Source organism: Meridianimaribacter flavus (assembly GCF_004366715.1).
Taxonomy (GTDB): domain Bacteria; phylum Bacteroidota; class Bacteroidia; order Flavobacteriales; family Flavobacteriaceae; genus Gaetbulibacter_B; species Gaetbulibacter_B jejuensis.
In genome coordinates this window covers 575,101-596,902 of record NZ_SOQZ01000001.1, presented here as the reverse complement: position 1 = coordinate 596,902, position 21,802 = coordinate 575,101, and the positions used below count along the sequence as shown (strand labels likewise).

General features: G+C 33.1%; 18 protein-coding genes. 2 read left to right on the top strand and 16 right to left on the bottom strand.

All coding sequences use genetic code 11. The features are described from left to right. Positions 1-2: 2 nt before the first annotated feature. The 11 genes from A8975_RS02655 to A8975_RS02605 form a co-directional block, all read right to left on the bottom strand. Positions 3-977, bottom strand: a complete 975-nt coding sequence (locus A8975_RS02655) for a deoxyhypusine synthase family protein (RefSeq protein ID WP_129759357.1) — start codon at positions 975-977, stop codon at positions 3-5. Next, positions 967-1,908, bottom strand: a complete 942-nt coding sequence (gene speB / locus A8975_RS02650) for an agmatinase (protein WP_129759358.1) — start codon at positions 1,906-1,908, stop codon at positions 967-969. Before speB ends, A8975_RS02655 begins: the two co-directional genes overlap by 11 nt. Then, positions 1,898-3,298 (bottom strand): arginine decarboxylase, encoded by a 1,401-nt coding sequence (locus A8975_RS02645; protein ID WP_129759359.1) that lies wholly within the window; start codon positions 3,296-3,298, stop codon positions 1,898-1,900. Before A8975_RS02645 ends, speB begins: the two co-directional genes overlap by 11 nt. A 397-nt stretch (positions 3,299-3,695) precedes the next feature. Then, a complete protein-coding gene (locus A8975_RS02640; RefSeq protein ID WP_131506071.1) occupies positions 3,696-4,565 on the bottom strand; it encodes a pseudouridine synthase in 870 nt (289 codons plus the stop codon). 75 nt (positions 4,566-4,640) lie between these two features. After that, a complete protein-coding gene (locus A8975_RS02635; RefSeq protein WP_131506072.1) occupies positions 4,641-5,555 on the bottom strand; it encodes a geranylgeranylglycerol-phosphate geranylgeranyltransferase in 915 nt (304 codons plus the stop codon). A 51-nt stretch (positions 5,556-5,606) separates the two neighbouring features. Then, positions 5,607-6,536 carry a mevalonate kinase gene (locus tag A8975_RS02630; protein WP_134198582.1) on the bottom strand — a complete coding sequence of 310 codons (930 nt, stop codon included), beginning with the start codon at positions 6,534-6,536 and terminating at the stop codon, positions 5,607-5,609. 38 nt (positions 6,537-6,574) lie between these two features. Beyond that, on the bottom strand, positions 6,575-7,657 hold the full coding sequence (locus tag A8975_RS02625) for a diphosphomevalonate/mevalonate 3,5-bisphosphate decarboxylase family protein (protein ID WP_134198581.1): 1,083 nt from the start codon (positions 7,655-7,657) through the stop codon (positions 6,575-6,577). Between the two features lie 9 nt (positions 7,658-7,666). Then, positions 7,667-8,191 carry a DUF1697 domain-containing protein gene (locus A8975_RS02620; protein WP_134198580.1) on the bottom strand — a complete coding sequence of 175 codons (525 nt, stop codon included), beginning with the start codon at positions 8,189-8,191 and terminating at the stop codon, positions 7,667-7,669. A gap of 14 nt (positions 8,192-8,205) precedes the next feature. Next, positions 8,206-8,601, bottom strand: a complete 396-nt coding sequence (locus tag A8975_RS02615) for an endonuclease domain-containing protein (RefSeq protein ID WP_129759365.1) — start codon at positions 8,599-8,601, stop codon at positions 8,206-8,208. A 41-nt stretch (positions 8,602-8,642) separates the two neighbouring features. After that, on the bottom strand, positions 8,643-9,872 hold the full coding sequence (locus A8975_RS02610) for an NAD(P)/FAD-dependent oxidoreductase (protein WP_134198579.1): 1,230 nt from the start codon (positions 9,870-9,872) through the stop codon (positions 8,643-8,645). Next, positions 9,872-10,738: an acyl-CoA thioesterase gene (locus tag A8975_RS02605; RefSeq protein WP_134198578.1), complete on the bottom strand. Its 867-nt coding sequence runs from the start codon at positions 10,736-10,738 to the stop codon at positions 9,872-9,874. Before A8975_RS02605 ends, A8975_RS02610 begins: the two co-directional genes overlap by 1 nt. 119 nt (positions 10,739-10,857) lie before the next feature. Here A8975_RS02605 and A8975_RS02600 point away from each other — a divergent pair, with 119 nt between their 5' ends. Then, positions 10,858-11,676, top strand: coding sequence for a hypothetical protein (locus A8975_RS02600; protein WP_243832936.1), 819 nt, complete (start codon positions 10,858-10,860; stop codon positions 11,674-11,676). Here the strand turns inward: A8975_RS02600 and A8975_RS02595 are convergent. The 4 genes from A8975_RS02595 to msrB are packed head-to-tail and all read right to left on the bottom strand — an operon-like array spanning position 11,673 to position 17,956. Then, the gene (locus tag A8975_RS02595) at positions 11,673-15,380 is read right to left on the bottom strand and encodes a metallophosphoesterase (RefSeq protein ID WP_166667435.1); all 3,708 of its coding nucleotides are present in this window, start codon (positions 15,378-15,380) and stop codon (positions 11,673-11,675) included. The genes A8975_RS02600 and A8975_RS02595 overlap by 4 nt on opposite strands. A gap of 28 nt (positions 15,381-15,408) precedes the next feature. Beyond that, positions 15,409-16,965, bottom strand: a complete 1,557-nt coding sequence (locus tag A8975_RS02590) for a protein adenylyltransferase SelO (RefSeq protein WP_134198861.1) — start codon at positions 16,963-16,965, stop codon at positions 15,409-15,411. Beyond that, the gene (msrA, locus tag A8975_RS02585) at positions 16,965-17,501 is read right to left on the bottom strand and encodes a peptide-methionine (S)-S-oxide reductase MsrA (RefSeq protein WP_134198577.1); all 537 of its coding nucleotides are present in this window, start codon (positions 17,499-17,501) and stop codon (positions 16,965-16,967) included. The genes A8975_RS02590 and msrA overlap by 1 nt, the downstream gene beginning before the upstream one ends. 5 nt (positions 17,502-17,506) lie before the next feature. Then, a complete protein-coding gene (msrB, locus tag A8975_RS02580) occupies positions 17,507-17,956 on the bottom strand; it encodes a peptide-methionine (R)-S-oxide reductase MsrB (protein ID WP_134198576.1) in 450 nt (149 codons plus the stop codon). Positions 17,957-18,109: 153 nt separating this feature from the next. On the opposite strand from msrB, the gene A8975_RS02575 reads away from it, so the two are divergent. Continuing rightward, on the top strand, positions 18,110-19,393 hold the full coding sequence (locus tag A8975_RS02575) for a Pycsar system effector family protein (protein WP_134198575.1): 1,284 nt from the start codon (positions 18,110-18,112) through the stop codon (positions 19,391-19,393). Here A8975_RS02575 and A8975_RS02570 read toward each other — a convergent pair. After that, positions 19,383-21,758: a GAF domain-containing protein gene (locus tag A8975_RS02570; protein WP_134198574.1), complete on the bottom strand. Its 2,376-nt coding sequence runs from the start codon at positions 21,756-21,758 to the stop codon at positions 19,383-19,385. The two genes, A8975_RS02575 and A8975_RS02570, sit on opposite strands and share 11 nt — an antisense overlap. Positions 21,759-21,802 lie beyond the last annotated feature (44 nt).

Here is a 21,802-nt window from a genome sequence, read left to right as displayed (position 1 = left end):
AATTACATATCTAGTAGGTAAGCAAATATAAGTGGTGCAACAATAGTAGCATCACTTTCTATAATAAATTTTGGTGTGTTAATATCTAATTTTCCCCAAGTGATTTTTTCATTTGGGACAGCTCCTGAGTACGACCCATAACTTGTTGTTGAATCGCTTATTTGACAAAAATAACTCCAGAAAGGTGTATCAGTACGTTCCATATCTTGGTATAGCATTGGCACTACACATATAGGGAAATCGCCAGCAATACCTCCTCCTATTTGGAAGAAACCAATTCCTTTTTCAGAATTATCAGTGTACCAATCAGCTAAAAATGTCATGTACTCAATACCTGATTTCATAGTACTTGCTTTAAGCTCTCCTTTTAATACATAACTCGCAAAAATGTTACCCATAGTACTGTCTTCCCAACCAGGAACAACTATTGGTAAATTCTTTTCTGCTGCTGCATACATCCAAGAGTCTTTTAAGTCTATCTCGTAGTATTCTTCAAGTACACCACTCAATAACATCTTGTACATAAATTCATGCGGAAAATAACGCTCTCCAGCTTCTTCGGCATCTTTCCAAATTTTAAAAATATGCTCTTGCAATCTTCTAAAAGCTTCCTCTTCAGGAATACATGTATCAGTTACTCGGTTTAAACCTCGCTCTAACAAATCCCACTCTTGTTGTGGTGTTAAATCGCGATAGTTTGGTACACGCTCGTAATGAGAGTGCGCAACCAAGTTCATGATGTCTTCTTCTAGATTGGCTCCTGTACAAGAAATAATATGTACTTTATCCTGACGAATCATTTCAGCAAAAATCTTCCCAAGCTCTGCAGTACTCATAGCTCCTGCTAGAGACACCAGCATTTTTGCTCCTGAGTTTAATTGGTCTTCGTAAGCCTTTGCCGCATCAACTAATGCTGCTGCATTAAAGTGCAAATAATACTTTTCAATAAATTGTGATATGTGTCCTTTAGTTGTCATCCTCGTCATTAAATTTAGAAAATTTATTTATTCCTGAGCTGTTATCGCTAAAATTATTGTCATAATCATCATCTACATCTTCATTTAAGAATTTATAGGTTAACATTTTATAATACAGCTTTGCAGCTAAAAAGTCTGATGATTTATCAATTTTATTTGGGCACAACTCAACGATATCAAAACCTACTACGTTTCTCTCAGCAAATACTTGCTTTAAGAACTCTAGTGTTTCGTACCAGAATAAACCTCCTGGTTCTGGTGTTCCTGTACTTGGCATAATTGAAGGGTCAAACGCATCTAAATCAAACGTGATAAATACGTTATCAGTCATTTGATCTATTGCAGAATCCATCCAGTTGTCATCTTCAGCCATTTCGTGAGCAAAATAGGTTTTGTCCTCATCCATAACTGTTTTTTCCATAACATCCATTGAGCGAATACCTACTTGAATTAAATTAGTCGTTTGACTTGCTTCATAAACAGCACATGCGTGGTTACATTTTGAACCTTCATACTCCTTACGTAAGTCAGCATGTGCATCAATTTGCAATACTGTTAAGTTATCAAAACATTCATTAAACGCACGAATACTTCCTATTGAAATAGAATGCTCTCCACCAAAAAGGGTTACAAACTTATTGCGTTTAATATACTTTTTAGTCATTTCATGTACAGCATCAACTACAGCTTCTGGTGATGCGCTTTCAGTAATTGCATCTGCTAAAAACACACCTTGCTTGTAAACCTCAGTATCGGTTTCAATGTCATAAAGCTCCATATTTTCAGAAGCATCTAAAAAGGCATCAGGACCTTTGTCGGCACCTTTTTGCCAAGTACTTGTACCATCGTAAGGCACAGGAATTAAAACAATTTTTGAACTGTCTAATTTGGAATATTCTTCTGAAATTCCAGCATACGTTTTATTGCTCATGGTAACCTAAAATTTTAAGTAAGTCTTCACTTTTTTGTTGTTCACTAAATAATTCTGTTGTGATGTTTCCATCGTTGTCTTTATCAATTAAAATATGTTTTGGCGACGGAATCAAGCAGTGTTGCAAACCTCCAAATCCACCAATAGTTTCTTGATACGCTCCTGTGTTAAAGAAGCCAATATACAAGGGTTTTTCTTTGTTATATTTTGGTAAGTAAATAGCATTCATATGCTGTTCACTATTGTAATAATCGTCACTATCACAAGTTAACCCTCCTAACAACACACGCTCATAACTATCGTTCCAACGGTTTACTGGAAGCATAATAAAGCGCTTGTTTATTGCCCAAGTATCAGGCAATGTTGTGATAAATGATGAGTTAATCATATTCCACTTTTCACGGTCGTTTTGTTGCTTTTGGTACAACACCTCATAGATTGCTCCTCCACTTTCTCCTACAGTAAAGCTACCAAATTCGGTAAAAATATGTGGCACCTCAACATCTGCTTCATCACAAGCAATTTTAATTTGGTTGATGATTTCATCTACCATATACTCATAATCAAACTCAAATGCCAATGAATTTTTAATTGGAAATCCGCCTCCAATGTTTAAGCTGTCCAAGGTTGGACATATCTTTTTTAAGCTAATGTAAACTTTTAAACATTTTAAAAGCTCGTTCCAGTAATACGCATTATCACGAATTCCTGTATTAATAAAAAAGTGAAGCATTTTTAATTCTACTTTCTTATTATCTTGAATTTGACTTTTATAAAATGGCACAATGTTTTTATAACCTATTCCTAATCTTGAGGTATAAAACTCAAATTTAGGCTCTTCTTCTGACGCAATACGGATTCCTACTTTAAACTTGCCTTTAATTTCTTCTGAAAGTAAATCTAGCTCTTCATAATTATCAATAATTGGAATACAGTTTTTATGACCATCGTTAATTAGTCTAGCAATATTGGTGACGTATTGAGAACGCTTAAACCCATTACTAATCACATAAGTTTTATCTGTGATTTTTCCAGCTTTCTTTAAGCTTTCAACGATATCAATATCAAAAGCCGAAGAGGTTTCTATATGAATATCATTTTTTAAAGCCTCGTTAAGCACATGCTTAAAGTGAGAACTTTTTGTACAGTAACAATAGTTATATGTTGCTGGATAATTATGCTTTTTTATCGCATTATCAAACCATGTTTTTGCACGATTGATGTTATTTGATATTTGCGGTAAATAGGTAAATTTTAAAGGAGCTCCATAAGTTTCTATCAATTGTTTTAAATCGATATCATGGAATTGTAAATGGTTATTTTCAAGTTTAAACTCCTCTTGAGGAAAATAAAAAGATTGATTGATTAAATCAATGTATTTAGTATTCATGTTTTTGTTTTGTTTTTACTCTTTTGAGACAAGTTAATCAATAATGCCATATAAAATAGCAAAATCAATTGGTTACATTATGTTTTAAAATTTAAAAATGTGAATTATTCTGGAATTCGACATTAAGATAACAACAAATTAATGTATATCAAACTTGTATTTGAGGATGGGTTGTAGGAATGAAGCCATACAAATGTTGGCTCATAACGATGTAGTAAGCGGAAGTTAGCTCTAAAATTCGGTTACTTAACCTATAAGCAGTTTTTGAATATGACTTCCTGATGTTCAAAAACCCGAACGTAAAAACAGATTTCAATTTGTTCAGCTAAATGCACTGCAAATGAAATACATTTTTTTTATAAAAAAAGTTTTTTTTTATTTTTTTTAAACTTTTTAACTACAACATCTTTAAGGTGTTGATTTCCTGAATTGTAAGGTGTTTCCAGTGACCACGAGGAATGTCTTTTTTGGTAAGATGTGCAATCGCTACACAATCAATTTTAATGATATTATATTTTAAATGATCAAAGATGGTTCTTATTACTGTGTTTCCTGTATTTTTAATTTTTAACCCTATTTGATTTTTTGATTCACCTTCAATATAGCTAACTTCTTCAACATATATTTCTTTTCCGTCAACCTTCAAACCGTCTTGAATAGCTTTTAAGTCTTCAAATTTTAAGTTTTTATCTAGTTCTATTTGAAATAAGCGTGTTACACCATTTTTAGAATTGGTGAATTTTTTAACCACAGTTTCATCATTGGTAAACAACAATAATCCTGTTGAGTTTCTACCTAAACGTCCAATAGGTTTAATACGTGCGCTAGTTGCATTTGCTACCAAGTCCATTACTGTACGTCCTTTGCCTTCGCTAGTGGTTGTAGCAAAACCCTTAGGTTTATTAAGTAAAACATATGTTTTTTTCTCAGGTGTAATGCGTGCTCCATCATAACGTACATCGTCATCAAGTTGCACTTTATAGCCCATTTCGGTAACTACTTTTCCATTTACAGTTACCAAACCAATTGCAATATGCTCATCAGCTTCACGACGAGAACACATACCTGAATTGGCAATGTATTTATTTAAGCGTATTTCATCTGCTGACGCCTTTGTGGTGTTTTTCTTTTTCATAGGAGCATTTCCTCTTGCATAGCTTTTTCCTCCAGAGTTGTTTCCTCCTCTTCCAGATCGAGTTCCTTGGTTGTGTCTTTGTCCTCTACCTGATGGTCTTTTGCTTCCTCCTGTACCTTGCTTTCTGCTCATATCTTTATTCCGCTAAAACGGAAATTGTATTAATTAAACTAAATTTTGCTGCAAAGATATACGATAAATTATTGCTTATCGAATAAAAGTGATTTTATTAAGTACTAAGCCAATATCAATCAAAGGAATACTAATGACTCCTAAAACTATAATAAGCTTTAAAATATTATGAAGAATTAAGTATTGTGATTTTGAATTTGATTTCCATAGCATTACAACAAACACTAAAAGCAACACAATACTTACATAAAAGTAATAACTCATTTTTCCTACTTGATACTGAAAAATAAGCAGCAGCGTAGGCACTAATGTCAAAACACTTAAAACAGTGAGCATTAATTTTGAAGCTTTTTCGCCATACACCACAGGAATAGTATGATAGTCTTGAGCCATATCTCCCTGAAGATTTTCTAAATCTTTTGTAAGCTCACGCATAGAAATCACTAAAAACAAAAACATAGCATGCACAAAAACTACGTGCTCAAAGTTTTTATAGTATACAAAAATGACAAAGAAAGGTGTAATGGTTAAAATAGCAGAAACCAAGTTACCAATAAACGGTAACTTTTTTAATTTATGAGAGTAAAACCAAATTGCAAAAATATACACCGAAAAGAATACTACCGCTCTAAATGACACGTAACTAGCCAAAATAACAGCAATGAAATTAAGCACAAAATAGAATGATAGCTTCGTGTTTTGACTCACTAATCTGTCTAACATCGTTTTTCTTGGCCTATTGATTAAATCCTTTTCAGAATCGTAGAAATTGTTAATAATATAACCTCCAGCAATAGCAGCTGCCGATGCAAGTACAAGCATTAATAAATTAAGGTCTAGAACAACTTCCTTTACTGGTTTATCATGTGCTAAAATGTAAATGGATGCTAAATACTGCGCAATTACTACAACCAAAATATTATAGCCTCTAATCACAGAAAACATACTGAAAAACTTAAGTAGGATATGTTTTTGTTTTCTGGTTAGCATAGAAATTGAAAGTGAGATTCTAAAACAAGTTCAGAATGACAAAAATGTGTATTAAAAATTATAAACCACTTCTAGTTTATAACCTTCTAACGCTTTTTTGGCTTTATTAATGTCTTCAGTGAAACCTAAAATATAGCCTCCACCACCAGAACCGCAAAGCTTTAAGTAGTAATCATTGGTTTCTAAACCTTTCTTCCATAGTTCGTGAAATTGCTTTGGAATCATAGGTTTAAAATGATTTAAAACCACTTTAGACAATTGCTTCGTATTATTAAACAATGATTTAATATCACCTTTTAAGAAGTCTTCAACACAAGCATCGGTATGTTTTATAAATTGGTCTTTAAGCATATTACGGAAACCTTCTTGCTTCATGTTTTCCATAAAAATACTTACCATAGGAGCTGTTTCTCCTACAACACCACTATCTAATAAAAAGACAGCACCTTTACCGTCTACTTTTTGCGAAGGTATACCTGTTGCTTCAATATTATCTTTTGAATTGATAAGAATTGGCAAACTCAAATAACTGTTTAATGGATCTAATCCAGAAGATTTTCCATGGAAAAAGGATTCCATTTCAGAGAAAATAGCTTTAAGCTGCAATAACTTTTCACGTGTTAAATTCTCTAAAACGGTTATTTTATCATGAGCATATTTATCGTAAATCGCTGCAACAAGTGCACCACTACTTCCTACACCATAACCTTGTGGTATTGACGAGTCAAAATACATTCCGTTAGCAATATCTTGCTTTAATGCTTCAATATCAAAAGTCACTAATTCAGCATCTACTTGCTCTAAATAATCAGCAAATCGTTTTAAAGCGTCATTAGATGCTTTTGCTTCATTAGTAAGTTCTGATGCTACTTTTAAAGCTCCATTATAAAAATTATACGGAATAGACAATCCTTTGGAATCTTTAATGATTCCATATTCTCCAAAAAGTAGGATTTTTGAGTAAAAAAGTGGTCCTTTCATAGTTTCAACAGCAATCTACTATGTAAATATACGATTAATTATTCTATTTGGTTCGCTCCAAAACCAATTTGGTCGCAAATATATTCGCCATTTTTACAATATGCAACTAATTCGTTTTCAATAAAGTTAAGAATTTCTACTTTTTCAGATTCTGGATATAATATATGAACATTGGCACCTGCATCTAACGTAAAACCAATATGTAAACCTGTATCTTCTCTAAACTTCCAAATACGATTAATCACTTCCAAAGTGTTTGGTTTCATTAAAATGTAATACGGATTGCTAGTCATCATCATCCCGTGCAATGTTAACGCTTCGCTTTCCATTAGGTTGATAAATCCTTTTATATCGCCAGCTTCTAGAATTGGTTTTAGCTTTTCAAGATTATCGTGAGCTTGCTGAAATCGACTTGCAGCATACGGATGATTATGCATTAAATTATGACCAACTGTACTACTTACTTGTTTTTCGCCTTTATCAATCAACAAGATGGTATCTTGATAGTTCTTAAAATTATCGTGAACTGTATAAGGATATTTCACTCCAAACAAATCACTGCTTTCAGCTACGTGTTTTGTGTGTCCCCAAACAATCAAATCACCTTCCACACTTCTGCATGCCGAACCAGAACCTAAACGCGCCAAAAACGATGCTTTTTGATTAAAAAACGTATTAGACATTTCTGTATTAAACAGTTTTTCAACACTCATTAAACACAATGCCAAAGCACTCATTCCTGAAGCAGATGATGCAATTCCTGAACTATGCGGAAACGTGTTTTTTGTTTCAATAGTAAAATGAAAATCCTTTAAAAACGGCACATATTGCTCAACACGCTTAAAAAATGTTTCAATTTTTGGTTTAAAAGCATCTTTTTTTTCACCATCTAAAAACACATCAAACGAAAAATCGCTAGTTACCTCCTTTTGCTTGTATGATAGTGTTGTTATGGTTTTGCATTGACTTAACGTAAAACTTATAGATGGATTCTCTGGAATTTGCGGATCGCGTTTTCCCCAATATTTCACCAAGGCTATGTTACTAGGCGATTCCCAAGTGACTTTTCCTTGTTTTAAAGTGTTTGTATATGGCTTTGGAATAAAATCTTGTTCGGTCATTATCTCTAATTATTCCGACAAAGATAACAACTTTAGCATTGTTTTATAGTTTCTAGCAGTTGCTGTGACATTTAATTTCTTTTCGAAGAAATTATTGTTGTATTTGGTTTTCCCATAACCTGTAGAACAGTAAAAATAAATACAGTTTTTGGTTATTGAAACTTCTTCGTTTGGGTATTTTATTTCTACAACAGCATCAATCAATTCTTGTTTTGGCGCATCATATAATAATGAGAAATAGCTGTTTTGCTTTTTTTCTTCAGAAAAAGGACAATCATTAAAAATTTGTCGCAGTACTTTAGGCGTTATTACCAAAACAGGCACATCAAAGCCAAAATGATTTTTTACAGCAACTTCTATTTGATTTTTAAGTATTTCAGCAGATGCAGCCGCATCAAAAATGACGTTACCTGTCTGAATATAAGTTTGCACATTTTCTAAACCAGAATCTGTTAATAGTGTTCGTAATTCTGCCATCGGGATTTTCTTGTGTCCCGATACGTTAATACCACGAAGTAATGCTATATATTTCATATTTTATTTCCCTCCTAGAAAGGAGGGATTAAGGGAGGTGTATTATTTTCTTCAAATTTAAGAATATAATCTTCAATTGCTCTAATAACATTATCAATATCATTCATGATTTGAAAATCAGAAAAACGCAAAACATAAACCCCTAAATCATTCAATCGTTTTGTCTTTTTCACATCCTTTTCATAAACCTCTAATATTTCATGAGAATAGCCATCACACTCAATAGCTAATTGTAATTTATTACAAAAGAAATCAACGATGTATTCATCAATAGGCTTTTGTCTATGAAAATCGTATCCATACATCTGGCTTCTGCGTAAATAAGTCCAAAGTTTAATTTCTGACTTTGTAGCGTTATTCCGAAGTTGCCTTGCTAATTCTTTAAGTTTTGGATTGTAATAAATTTTCATTCGAAACTAATTTATATGAACACACCCCTAATCCCCTCTTTTTAGAGGGGACTTTTTTTGGCTATCGTGTTTGCAGCAATAAAAGCTCCTGTCCAAGCATTTTGGAAATTAAAGCCACCTGTAATAGCATCTACATTGAGTACTTCGCCAGCAAAATACAAATTAGGAACGCGCTTACTTTTAAACGTTTTAAAATTGACTTCTTTTAAATCGATACCACCTGCAGTAACAAATTCGTCTTTAAACGTGCTTTTTCCATTGACATCAAAAACGGCTTGTGTTAACTGTTCTGTAAGACTGTCTAATTCTTGCTTATTTACATCTGCCCAACGTGTATCTTGAGTCATACCAGACGCTAAAACCAATTGCTGCCATAAGCGTTTAGGCAATTCAAACTGTGGTAATTTATAAACTAGTTTTTTACCAAAATCGTGTTTGATAGCTTTGAGATAATCTAAACAACTCTCAAAATCTTGCTTTATAAAATTAATTTCAATTTGAAATTTGTAATCCATTTTTGCTAATTCCACAGCGCCAAAAGCCGATAATTTTAAAATCGCAGGTGCGCTCATTCCCCAATGCGTAATAAGCAAAGGTCCTTGCGATGATAAATCGATTTTTAATATGTTAACTTCTACATCTTGAGCAACAACTCCTGGAATGTTCTTAATACGTTTGTCATTAATATTAAATGTAAATAGTGACGGAACAGGTTGCACAATCGTATGTCCTAATTGTGATATTAATTTCCAAAATTTCACGCTACTTCCTGTGGCTACTAGTAGCTTTTCGCATTGAAAATTGGTGTCTTTTGTTTTAATTTGAAATACCTCTTGCGCTTCTAAAATTTCAATATCCTGAACATTTTGACTGTACAAAACGTCTATTTGAAGTTTTTGGGCTTCGTTTAAAAAACAGTCTATAATGGTTTGCGACGAATCGGTTACTGGAAACATACGACCATCTTCTTCTATCTTTAATGCCACACCGCGCTTATCAAACCACTCAATGGTATCACCTGTCATAAACTGATGAAAAGGTCCTAACAGCTCCTTTTCGCCTCTTGGATAATTATTTACCAATTCCTGCGGAATAAACTCTGCATGCGTCACATTGCAGCGACCACCTCCAGAAATTTTTACCTTTTGTAAGCCTTCTTTATTTTTTTCTAGAATGCAGATATTGAGCTTTGGGTTTTGTTCTGCACAATTAATAGCCGCAAAAAAACCTGCTGCACCACCTCCAATTATTATAACGTCGTAATGTTTCATTAGCTATTTAATGGACGCATTAACCCTTCTTGAGCCACTGAAGCTACAAGTTTTCCGTCGCGTGTAAAAATGTTTCCTTTGGCGAATCCGCGTGCATTTGATGTATTAGGCGATTCAATAGAATACAGCAACCAATCGTCAAAATCAAAATCTCTAAAATACCACATAGAGTGATCTAAACTAGCAGTTTGCGTATTTCCCCAATGTGCTTTACTAGCATGACGATTCATTGCAGCAGCCAGAATATTATAGTCTGAAACGTATGTTAAAATTTGCTGCTTTGATGCTAAATTCAAATTACTTGTGTCGCCTTTTAATTTAAACCACACGTTTGTAAAAGGTGGCAAATCTTCTTTATTAAACGGATTTACAACCTCAACAGGCTTAAACTCAATTGGGCGTTCAATTTCAATAAATCCTTTTGTTTTTTTAGGAATCGCATCGCCAAATTGCTCTAGCATATCAGTCCAACTCATTAGTTCTTCTGGTTGCTTTACCTTGGTATTTATATCAATTTGATGATTATAGCCATCTTCTTTTTTATGAAACGATGCCGAAAGAATAAAAATGGTTTTTCCGTTTTGGTCTGCAGTGACACGACGTACCGAAAAACTTCCGCCATCTCTCACCAAAGCCACATTATAAATTATAGGAAGTTCTAAATTTCCTGCTTCTAAAAAATACGCATGCATAGAGTGCAAAACTCTATTATTAGTTATGGTTTGTGAAGCTGCATTAATGGCCTGCGCCAAAACCTGACCACCAAACACATTTGGGCTTCCTACGGTTTTATTATACCCTTGAAACACATTTACATCAACGGATTTTAAATTGAGAAGTTCGAGTAAATCTTCAACTTTTGTCATAATCATAAAGGCTTTTCAGTTTCAAAATTATTAAAAATGAACAAGCAATAGCTTATATTTTATAAATACTTTAAGGTTAATAATTTTAGTTTGGTAAACAATCTCAATATCTTGTCAGCATGAAGATTTTTATAATGATTAAAGCCCAAATTTTATTTTTCGCCTTTATTTTAACCGCTTGTCAAACAGGAAAACTAGACGTAGTTTGCAATATACCTGAACATCTCACTGAGGTTTCAGCTATTGAAACTATTGACAATAATGACTTGTTTTGGGTTATTGAAGATAAGGGAAATGCTAACAACCTTTACGCAATTGATGTTAATGGAACTTTAAGTAGAGATATAGACATTGATAATGCAGATAATATTGATTGGGAAGAATTGACTTCGGACACTGAAGGCAATATTTATATTGGAGATTTTGGGAACAATTCAGGTAAACGCGATGATTTTTTTATTTATAAAGTAGCGCATTCAAATTTGAATGATGACGACGTTAATGCTGAAAAAATTGAGTTTTCGTTACCAAAAGGTATTAAAAAAAAGGATTTTGAAGCTTTTTTCCTGTTTAATGACCATTTTTATCTTTTTAGCAAAGAAACCAAAAAATGCGTATTGCTTAAGGTGAAAAATGAAATAGGAAAGCAAACCGCAAAACTTGTTACTGAATTTAATCTTGACGGAAAAGACAATAAAATCACCTCTGCTGATATTAGTAACGATGGTAAAACTGTAGTGCTTTTAAACCATGACAAACTATGGAAAATCACAGATTTTAGTTCAGATAACTTTTTTAAAGGCAATGTAGAAGCTCAATATTTTGACCATAATTCTCAAAAAGAAGGCATTTGCTTTAAAGACCAAAACACAGTTTACATTTCTGAAGAGCGCAATGGCGATTTAGGCAGTAACATTTATAGCTTTAAGCTTCATTAAAAGTTTAAACCAAAGCCAAACGAGAATCGCCAACCTTCGACACTATTAAAAAAGTTAAAAGTTCCTGAAAGACTTTCGGCAGCAGTTATCCAAGTACCAAAACCGTAGTCGTTGTGCCACTTTTCGGAATCTTCATATTTTGCCCAAACTCGACCTACATCAAAACCACCAAAAACACCTATTTGAAATGGTAATGTTTTTGTTTTAAAAGATGGAAAGCTGTAGCGTAAATCGGCACTTGTAACCAAGGAACTTTTTCCTGTAAATCGGTCTGTTCTAAAACCTCTTAGTCCATTATGTCCACCAATAATTGCGCCTTGATAAAACAAGAAGTCATCACCAAACCTTAGCTGAGTTCTGATATCTGTTTTAAGCACAAGCTCTCGCATACCAAGAGCATTGTAAAACCCTAAATTTGAGTTTACAAAAGCAAATATGTTTTTAAACTTTTCTAATTCGGTTTTTGCTCCTGCATTAAACATAAATGTCATTCCTTTGCTTGGATTGATTTTATTATCAAAACTTTCATATTCATAAGTTGCATCAACTGATGAAAAATAACGTCTTTCATAAAACTCTTCATCTGAACCAACTGGAACCAAATCGGTAATTATTCTATTTGGTGAGTCTTGCAACTCTACACCTTCAAAAGCAAGTTTAAACCCATAATCACTACCAAATCCAGATTTTTTCACAATTCCAATAGATGCTCCATAAACACTGGTTTTTACCCTATTGTAATCTAAACCCAAATCGTCATCATTATTTACGGTTTCATTACCATATCCAAAGTAATTATTTGCAAAATTCTCACTAGTAAGTACTCCGCTTAAATGCAAGTTCCATTCACCAAAAATATTTGCAAATTCACCTTCGTACCTTAAATCAAAACCGCTTGTTGCAAAATAATATCCTGTTTTAAACCTATGTTCTTGCGAAAACGGATTACGTTGAAATCCTTTTACTGAGTAATGAATTGAACCTCCAATTAAGAATCCATCATCTGGATTGAACCCTAAATTTGGTGTAATTACAGTATTTCTAGTAATATTTTTCTTGAAATCAAAAAGGTTTAGGTTGTAAACATCTGTCAATTTTATCTGCGCACCTTTATTTTCTTGAATTGTGTTCTTTTTACTTTTATGGTCGTAGATTTTAACGCGTCGTCCTTTTTTTATAATGTAAGTGTCGTTTTCTTGACCTCCAATTAATCTTGTAAAAATTAAGTTGTTAGCTTTTCCTGTAACTTCAAAAACATCTTTATCATCTAAACCATAAATCCATAACTCTTTTGTGATGTCTTTATCAAAAACTCTATCAACCAACACATCGGCTTTTTCTCCATCTTTAATTCTTGAGATTGTAACCTGAGTTTTGTTGTCTCCAATACGCTTTACTTCAATATAATCATCTTTATCAGTTGCTGAAAGAATTACTAATTCATTTAAATAATTATAATATCGCTTAGCAATGTCTTGTAGATTACCTCTACGTCCTTTTAGCTTTTGTTTGATTTCTTCAAAAGTTTCGTCTTGAACTTCTTTAGGTGTTTTTGAAAAAGCATGCTCAATAACATCATCTGTAACGTTTTCTTGTAGAAACTGTGCTTGTGCTAACCATACATCAAGTTCGGATTGCTGAATTAAAACTCGGTCTAGTTTAACTCCAGCACTATTCATCCATTTGACGTCTTTCAGTTCTTCATCATATACTTGCAACTGATTTGTAGACCCTGAAATTACTCTCATAACATCTAACAACGCACCATCAAAATTTGAAAATACTTGGTCTCTATCTCTTGGTATTGGTTTGTAGAGTTTATCTCCATTTTCTTGGTCAAATTGTGCCCAACGCCATTGATCTTGGTGTCTGTCCCAATCTCCAATTAGCATATCGAACAAACGTGCACGAATGTATGCTTCTTCGTCTATTTTATATTCTTCATCTTTACGTACTTTTTCAATAATATCGTGTGTGCTTTCAATATCATCAGCATAACCAAAAGTTCTTTCATCAGTATAGTTATCTTCTGGTCGCTCTTCAATCATATATAACTCATCACCATATTCAGTATTAAAATCACCTAAGTGTTTATGCTTTGGAATATAGTACAGCTTTGGGTTGGTATGATATACATCTGCAGCATCAGACAAATCAGGAACCACCATAAACGCATAAGGATGGGCTGCTGTATAGAAATCGAGAATTAAACTTTCAACTTCGGTTTGTTCAAACTGATCTTCAATATAATTTTCTTTAAACAAAACAGCTTGTAAGTACTGCGTTGCACTTTTTCGTAATGCTCTCATGTTGAGTTCACGACCATCTTTTGTCTTTAATCTTAGAGATCTTGTTTGGTGTCCTCCACCTTTTCTAACTACTTCTAAACCTCCATAAAGAGTATCTAACGTAGCTACTTTAGCTTTAATTTTTGTACTATAAACTTTTCGGTAGTGATCTCCCCAAACCGATTTAAAAAACATAGATTTATCTGTTTCTTCTTCATCGTAAACAGAAACTTCAACTTCATTAGGAAACGTATCAGGAAGCGATGATGTATCAAAATGCTTGTTTGGTTTATAAACCTCTTTTTGAAACAGTACTTTAGGTGTATTACCTTCGGCATCATAATATCTCACCCAAGAACTTCCGTCTTTAAAAACGGTAAGTTCAGCAAACCCTTGTTTTCCATAGGAAAACAATCCGTCGTGTGATAATGCTGCATAAGACTCTTTAGCTCCTGATCCTGAAACTATTTGTTTTATACCTTCGTGCTCAATGTACTGCAAGGTATGTTCATGACCTGAAACAAAAACGATGTTTCCACTTTCCTTCGCTAAAGTTTCTATTCTGTTAACGAGTTTATGGTATCTTTCGTTGTATCTATCTTGTATTGAAATTCCTCCTTGAGTTCTAATTTGCGTAATTACCGAACCTAAAATTGGCATTGGAATTTTTTGCTGCAATGGAAATAGATGTTTTATTGCTGCATATTGTCCTCCATGTGTACCATTAGTGTACATAGGATGGTGCATCGCTAAAACAATGGTCTTGTTCTGCGCTTTTTTAATTTCTCCTTCGAGCTCTAGAATAAATCTATCTCTTGTTTTTATTTCGCACTCATCATTTATAGTTGGGTTATGATTCCAGTTTTCGAGATACCACTGACTATCTATAATGATTAATTGAACTGTTTCATTTACATCTATACTCTCTAAAGGACAACCGTTTTCAGGCAAAAAAGTGTTTTTCCCTAAAGCATCCTCCACATATTTCTCTTGCGCTTTAACACCTTTTACACCATTGGCATACCACTCATGATTGCCAGGAATAAAAATGATTTCACCTTTAAAATCTTTAACCGATTTAAATTGAGCATCAAGATTGTTTTCATCACTTGCTCTCAATTTATGGTTTTTACCATGAAGTCCTGAAGGATATACATTATCTCCTAAAAAAAGAACATAATCGTCTTTTGTTTTCTTTCCTTGCAAATGTTGATTTAAAGCCGTTAAACCTTTTGACATTCCATTTTCCGGTGATAACCCTGCATCTCCAATAAGATAAAATGTTTTATCAATTTCTTTATCAGGAAATGAAGGTTGCGACCATTCTTCACTACTATATTGAGGTTTGTAAGTAGCGCAACCAATGGTTAAAAAAGTAATGACGCTTAAAAACAAAAGCTTTTTTGCGGATATCATATGTAAAATTTTATTATAAAAATACTAATTAAGAACTGCATGACAGCATTGAACACCCTATTTTATGTCTTGCCCATTCTGGTCGTTTTGCAAACCACTTTTCATTTTCTGGTTGTTCGTCGTAGGGTTTTTTTAACAATTCAAACAACTCTTCAACCAAGCTATAATCTCCTTCTTCGGCTTTATCTATTGCTAATTGTGCCATGTAATTTCGCAATACATATTTTGGGTTTACAGCATTCATTTTTTTAGAACGTTCAGTGCTACTCAACGTTTCCTTTTTTAATCTTAACGCATACTTATCAAACCAAAGCAGCCACTTTTCTTTTATTTCATTAGATATTTCAGAATAAAAAGCAGGCTTTATGAGTTCTAAACCTCTTTTTGGATTATCTACTGAAAACTTAGAAAGCAACCTAAAAAACAGTGTCATATCTGTTTCAGATAATAATAACGTTTCTTCTAACTCATGAATAAGTTGTATATCTGAAGCCTCTTTAAATTCTAAACCAAGTTTTGAACGCATCATTTCTAATGATTGTTTATCAAAATTGTTCTTGTAGGTTTCTAATGCTGTTTCAAAAGGTGTGGCATCTTCAACCAGAGCATACAACGCGTTTGCCAGTTGGTATAAATTCCAAAGTCCAATATTGGGTTGATTTCCAAATCTGTATCGCTTATGTTGAGCGTCTGTTGTGTTTGGTGTCCAACCATAATCAAAACCTTCTAGCCAACCATAAGGTCCATAGTCTATGGTTAAACCAAGAATTGACATATTATCAGTATTCATTACACCATGTACAAAACCTACTCGTTGCCAATGGATAATCATCTCTAATGTGCGTTGACAAACTTCATCAAAAAACTTAATATAAGTCTCTTTTGATGGCTTTCCTAGGTGAGGAAAAAACTGATTAATTGTATAATCGGTTAATTGAGTAAGCGTTTTTAAATCTTGTCGTGCTGCGAAAATTTCAAAATTCCCAAAACGAATAAAAGTTGGTGACACTCTACAAACTATTGCTCCTTTTTCATAAGCTGAGTTACCATCGTACATCACATCTCTAAGTACTTTTTCTCCTGTTGACAACAATGCCAAAGCTCTAGTAGTTGGCACTCCTAAATGATGCATTGCTTCGCTACATAAATACTCTCTAATTGATGAGCGCAATACTGCCAAACCATCACCTTGTCTTGAGTATGGAGTTTCTCCTGCACCTTTAAGCTGTAAAGTCCATTGCTTGTTGTTTTGCTGAATTTCAAAAAGGTTTATAGCACGACCATCACCTAATTGTCCAGCCCAATTACCAAATTGATGTCCACCATAGTTCATAGCATAGGGTTTTGTGTTTGGATACACACTGTTACCAGACATTATTTGCAAAAAATCATTTGATTTAAGGTCTTGCGCTGTTAAACCTAAGTTTTTAGCTAAGTCCACTGAACTATGAATCAACTCAGGGTTTTGAGCCAACTTAGGATTAACATAAGAAAAACACGCCTGTTCAACTTGTCTTCTGGTGTTTTCTAAAACTACATCAGAAGGCAAGTTCTCAGAAAATGTGTTATTGATATTGAATGTTATCATATTAATTTATCGGCATGCAGTTGACGTAGTTTAGCTAATTTTGGAGTAATTACAAAATTACAATAGCCATAATCAGGATTATTCTTATAAAAATCTTGATGTTCAACTTCGGCATCATAAAACACATCTAGTTCACTAAGCTCTGTAACTATAGGGCTTTCAAAATATACATTAAGCTCATTTAAAACCTGTTCAGCTACTTTTTTCTGATTGTCATTATGATAAAAAATAACTGAACGATACTGTGTTCCAACATCAGCTCCTTGCCTATTTAAAGTTGTTGGATCATGCGTTGTCATAAAAATTGTAATGATATCCTTATATGAAATTATATTAGGATTAAACTCTATTTGAACTACTTCGGCATGACCTGTGAGCCCTGAACAAATTTCTCGATAGGTTGGTTTACCAGGAACTGTTCCTCCAGAATATCCTGAGGTTACCTTAACAACGCCTTTAACCTGTTGAAAAACGGCTTCGGTACACCAAAAGCATCCACCACCTACTGTTGCTAATTCATGTGTTGCATTCATAATGTTTAACCTTCCTTTTGCAACGTTAATGACTCCGAATTTACACAATACCTTAATCCACTTGGTTCTGGTCCATCGGGAAAAACATGACCTAAATGCGCATCACAAACGTTACACATAATTTCCACGCGAATCATACCAAACGAAGAGTCCTTTTCATATTTAATAGCGTTTTCCTTTATAGGCTGTGTAAAACTAGGCCAACCAGTGTCTGAGTTAAACTTTATGGTAGAATCAAACATTGGTGTATTACAGCAAACACAATTGTATTTACCTGCTTCGTGTGTTGAACAAAAGGCTCCTGTTCCTGCCATTTCAGTACCTTTTTTTCTTGTAATTCGATATTGATCGGTAGTGAGTAGCGCCTTCCATTCTTCTTCTGTTTTTTCAACTCTTTTATCTGGCGTTGGATTACCATTAACTGAAAAATCGATAATATTTTTCCAAGTAAGCATATGTTGTCCTTTCTTTTATTAATTAAAACTGAAAAAAATGTGTTCAAAATTAGTCGACATGCTTCTATTTTACTTACAATCAAAGCGTAAAAGCAGTCTGCTGTTTTTCGTTTTTTTTTAGTACTTTGTATTCTATAAATTTAAACAAGATTTATGTCTAAACTAGTTGAAAATGCTGAAAAGTTTGTTTTTGATCTTTTTAAAAATGACCTTGACCAAACGTTTCTTTACCATAATTATACACATACCGAACGTGTACTAAGAAGCTTAAGAGAGATTCTTGAAAACTCTGAAGTTAACAAAGAAGATTCTGAAATTTTAGAACTTGCTGTTTTATTTCATGATACAGGTTACACCAAGCTTAGAGAGGGTCATGAAGAAGAGAGTGTAAAAATAGCTTCAAAATTTCTAAAAGATAATGATGCAAGTGATGACTTGATAGCTTCGGTTAGTGAGTGCATTATGGCTACAAAGTTTAAAGACACTCCTAAAACTAAACTAGGCAAAATTATAAGGGATGCTGATGCTTCGCATTTTGGTAAAAAATATTTTAATGAAGCCAGTGAGTTTTTAAGAAAGGAAATGGAAATACAAGGTGTTTGCAAGTTTTCACCTAGCGAATGGCTTGAAGAAAACATAAAAGTACTTACCGAAAAGCATGAGTTTTATACTGATTATGCTTTAAAAAATTGGCAAAGACAAAAAGAAGAAAACCTTGCTAAACTGATAAAAAAGAAAAAGAAGAATAAAGAAAAAGCCAATAAAGAAAAAATAAAGGCAAAGTATAAAGCACAGTATAAAAACGAAAGTCCTGAACGTGGTATTCAAACTTTTTATAGAGTTGCATTAAGAAACCACATAAAACTTAGTGACATTGCGGATACTAAAGCCAACATATTACTTTCGGTTAATGCTATTATTATTTCTTTGGTACTTTCTAACCTAATGTCAAAGCTTGATTCTCCTTCAAATAGCTATTTAATAGTACCTACATTAATATTTACTGTTTCTAGTGTGGTTTCGATGATTTTATCAATAATTGCTACAAGACCAAATATTACCAGTGGTGAGTTTACCAAAGAAGATGTTAAGAACAAAAAAGTGAATTTAACCTTTTTTGGAAACTTTCATAAAATGGAGTTAAGTGAGTACCAATGGGCAATTAGTGAGCTTTTAAAAGACAAAGATTACGTGTACAGTTCTTTAACCAAAGACTTGTACTTTCTTGGTAAAGTTTTAGACCGAAAATACAGGATTTTGCGTTTAACCTATACTATTTTTATGGCTGGAATGGTAATATCTGTGATTGCTTTTGCGGTATCTTTTAAAGCTCAACACCCAAAGAAAGACATTAAAGATGTGATTACTAAAAACGAGTATAAACTAAACCCAAAAACTTCAACAAAAAGCAGTGATTCTTTTTATATTACTGCTTAAGTGTTGCCATTAAATCGTCATAGGTGTAGAATTTTTGATCCTCTTTATCAGTGTATAAGATACTGGCTCTTATAGCTCTTAAACCAGTAACACTTTGTAGGTCTTCTAGCTCTAAAATTTCGACCTCATCACCAAGTACGTGCTTAGATTGCAAGAACTTTACATAACGCATGTATTCTTGCTCATCTTCTTTTTGAGAATATACTATAGTAATTTTTCCTTTGTGTGTAATTCTATCAGTAGTTCCTTTAACAAAAGCTTTGTCCACACGTTTTTTTACAACTTCATATCTTGCATTGTAAGTACCATCTACATCAAAACGTTTTTCATCCATTCTAAATCTTATAGACAATGGTTGATTAAACACTAAAATCATTGAAGTAACGTCTAAAGACATTGGATACTCGTGCTGATTGTTGTAAAATTCATTTTCCATTTCGCACATTACCTGAAGCTGCCACAACCTTAGGTTGTATAAGTATATATTATCAAAGCTATCTTCTTTTGTAATAGCCTCTCCTATATACATGTTATGCTCAACTCCATCGGTTTTATAACGCTCAAAAAAGTGTGGGTACATTTGTTGCGCATCAACTTGTTTTTCGTCTAGCATGCTAGACATTTTTTTATTGATAAGCGCAATGGTATCGTCATAGTTTTTTCTGTAGTAATAAATCATTCCTAAGTTGGAATCAATTTTACTAAAGTAGTCTTCTATACTTTCTTTTAATTCAGAATGTTTAGCTAATAAAAACTTAAATAAAGCGTCTAATTCTTTATGGAAAAACGCAGCTATTTGTTGCTCACTATCTACTTTAAAATCGGTCTCAATTTCTTTAATGTAAGAATCAATTTGAAATCTTACTTGGTCATAGATAGGCATATTTAAATGCTCAGGAATATCTTCAAGAATTTTATTAGCAAAAGACAGTTGAAGCAATAAATCTTTTTGAGTAGTTAAATTTCTGGCTTCTGATGATCCTTTTACATCAATTTGTCCAAAAAGTGGATATACTTTTTCAAAAGAAATTTTTTGAAACATTGCATTTCCATCATTATTGTGTTGGTCAATTAAAAACTGCTTTGCAGCTTTTTTAAATTTCCACGACACACTAGGATGTATAGATGTGCATTCTTGTTGTATAACTGCTTCTATTAAGTTTTCTTCTTCGCGTTTAGATCGTTTAACCGAAGACACTATAAATGGCATTACATCGATTAGCTTATTAGCTACAATGCTATTAAGTACATGTGGTTTTTCTGAAGCTATTTCAAGAACACCTAACACTTCATCTTTATCAGCAATTGGAGCTAAAATAGCACTTTTAATACCTTGTTTGTTTAAAATAGAAACATGAGGCATTTCTTCTTTATCTACACAAGATTTCTCGACATTAGATACCGAAAAAAATTGCTTTTGGTTTATGATTAAATCATAAGACCAATCACAAAGTGCATTTTTACAACTTAAATGATCTTGATTACATAAAAGAAAACTCTCAATACCTTCTCCATAAACTCGTTCAAAACTATCATCTTCTTTATTATAAATAGAAAAACCAACTTTTAAATCTTTAATTCCTAAGAAAGAACTAAAGATATTCTGGAAATCGCTCATAAAGCTTTTATCCTTACGTTTGGCTTCTCCTATAAGTGTAGATTTTATATTGGAAATAGATTGGTCATCAGTAACATCAAACATGTTAGAAATAACAAATCCTTTAAACTCATAACTATTAGGCGGAAACTTTTCTTTCCACAAATCGAGATTATCAAAATTATCTAGTAATTCTTCGTAATCGTCTTGAGTTACTTTAGGAGCATTCTTTTTTGGTACAACTTCAGTAAAATCGGCATTATACAAAATCTTATAATACCTCATTACTCCTTTTTCATCAGGTATTTCGTATAAAAATGGACGTTTAAAGCTTAAATCGTAACCATAATGAAGATTCAAAATAATAGTACACGCAATAATGTACAAATCACTTTCAGGGAGGTTTTTAATTTTAAGTTCAAAACCATCACCAGCAGCTTTTACTATTTTCTTGAAACGCTCAGAAGAGTTAAAAATAATATTCTGAAATGGTAATGAAACTGCTTTAATTTCGTTATTAGTTAAAGCGTCACTAAAAGTATCTTGTAAAATTGTAGTAATCAGTTCTTGATGCTCTTTCAAGGTTGATTCATCATCAAAGCCATCTCTCAATATGCTATGAGGTTCTTGTAACCTAAGTATTCTTTCTGCTTTGGCTTTTTCAAAATCATCTCCTGTTTGCTTCAAATCTTCGTAATATTTGAGCAACTTATCAAAGCTTATCTTAAGCTCAAAAGGCAATTGTGTATTAGGGTCAAAATGCTTCATAGTGTGCTGCAAATTTACGAATAAAATAGATTGGTCGTAATTTT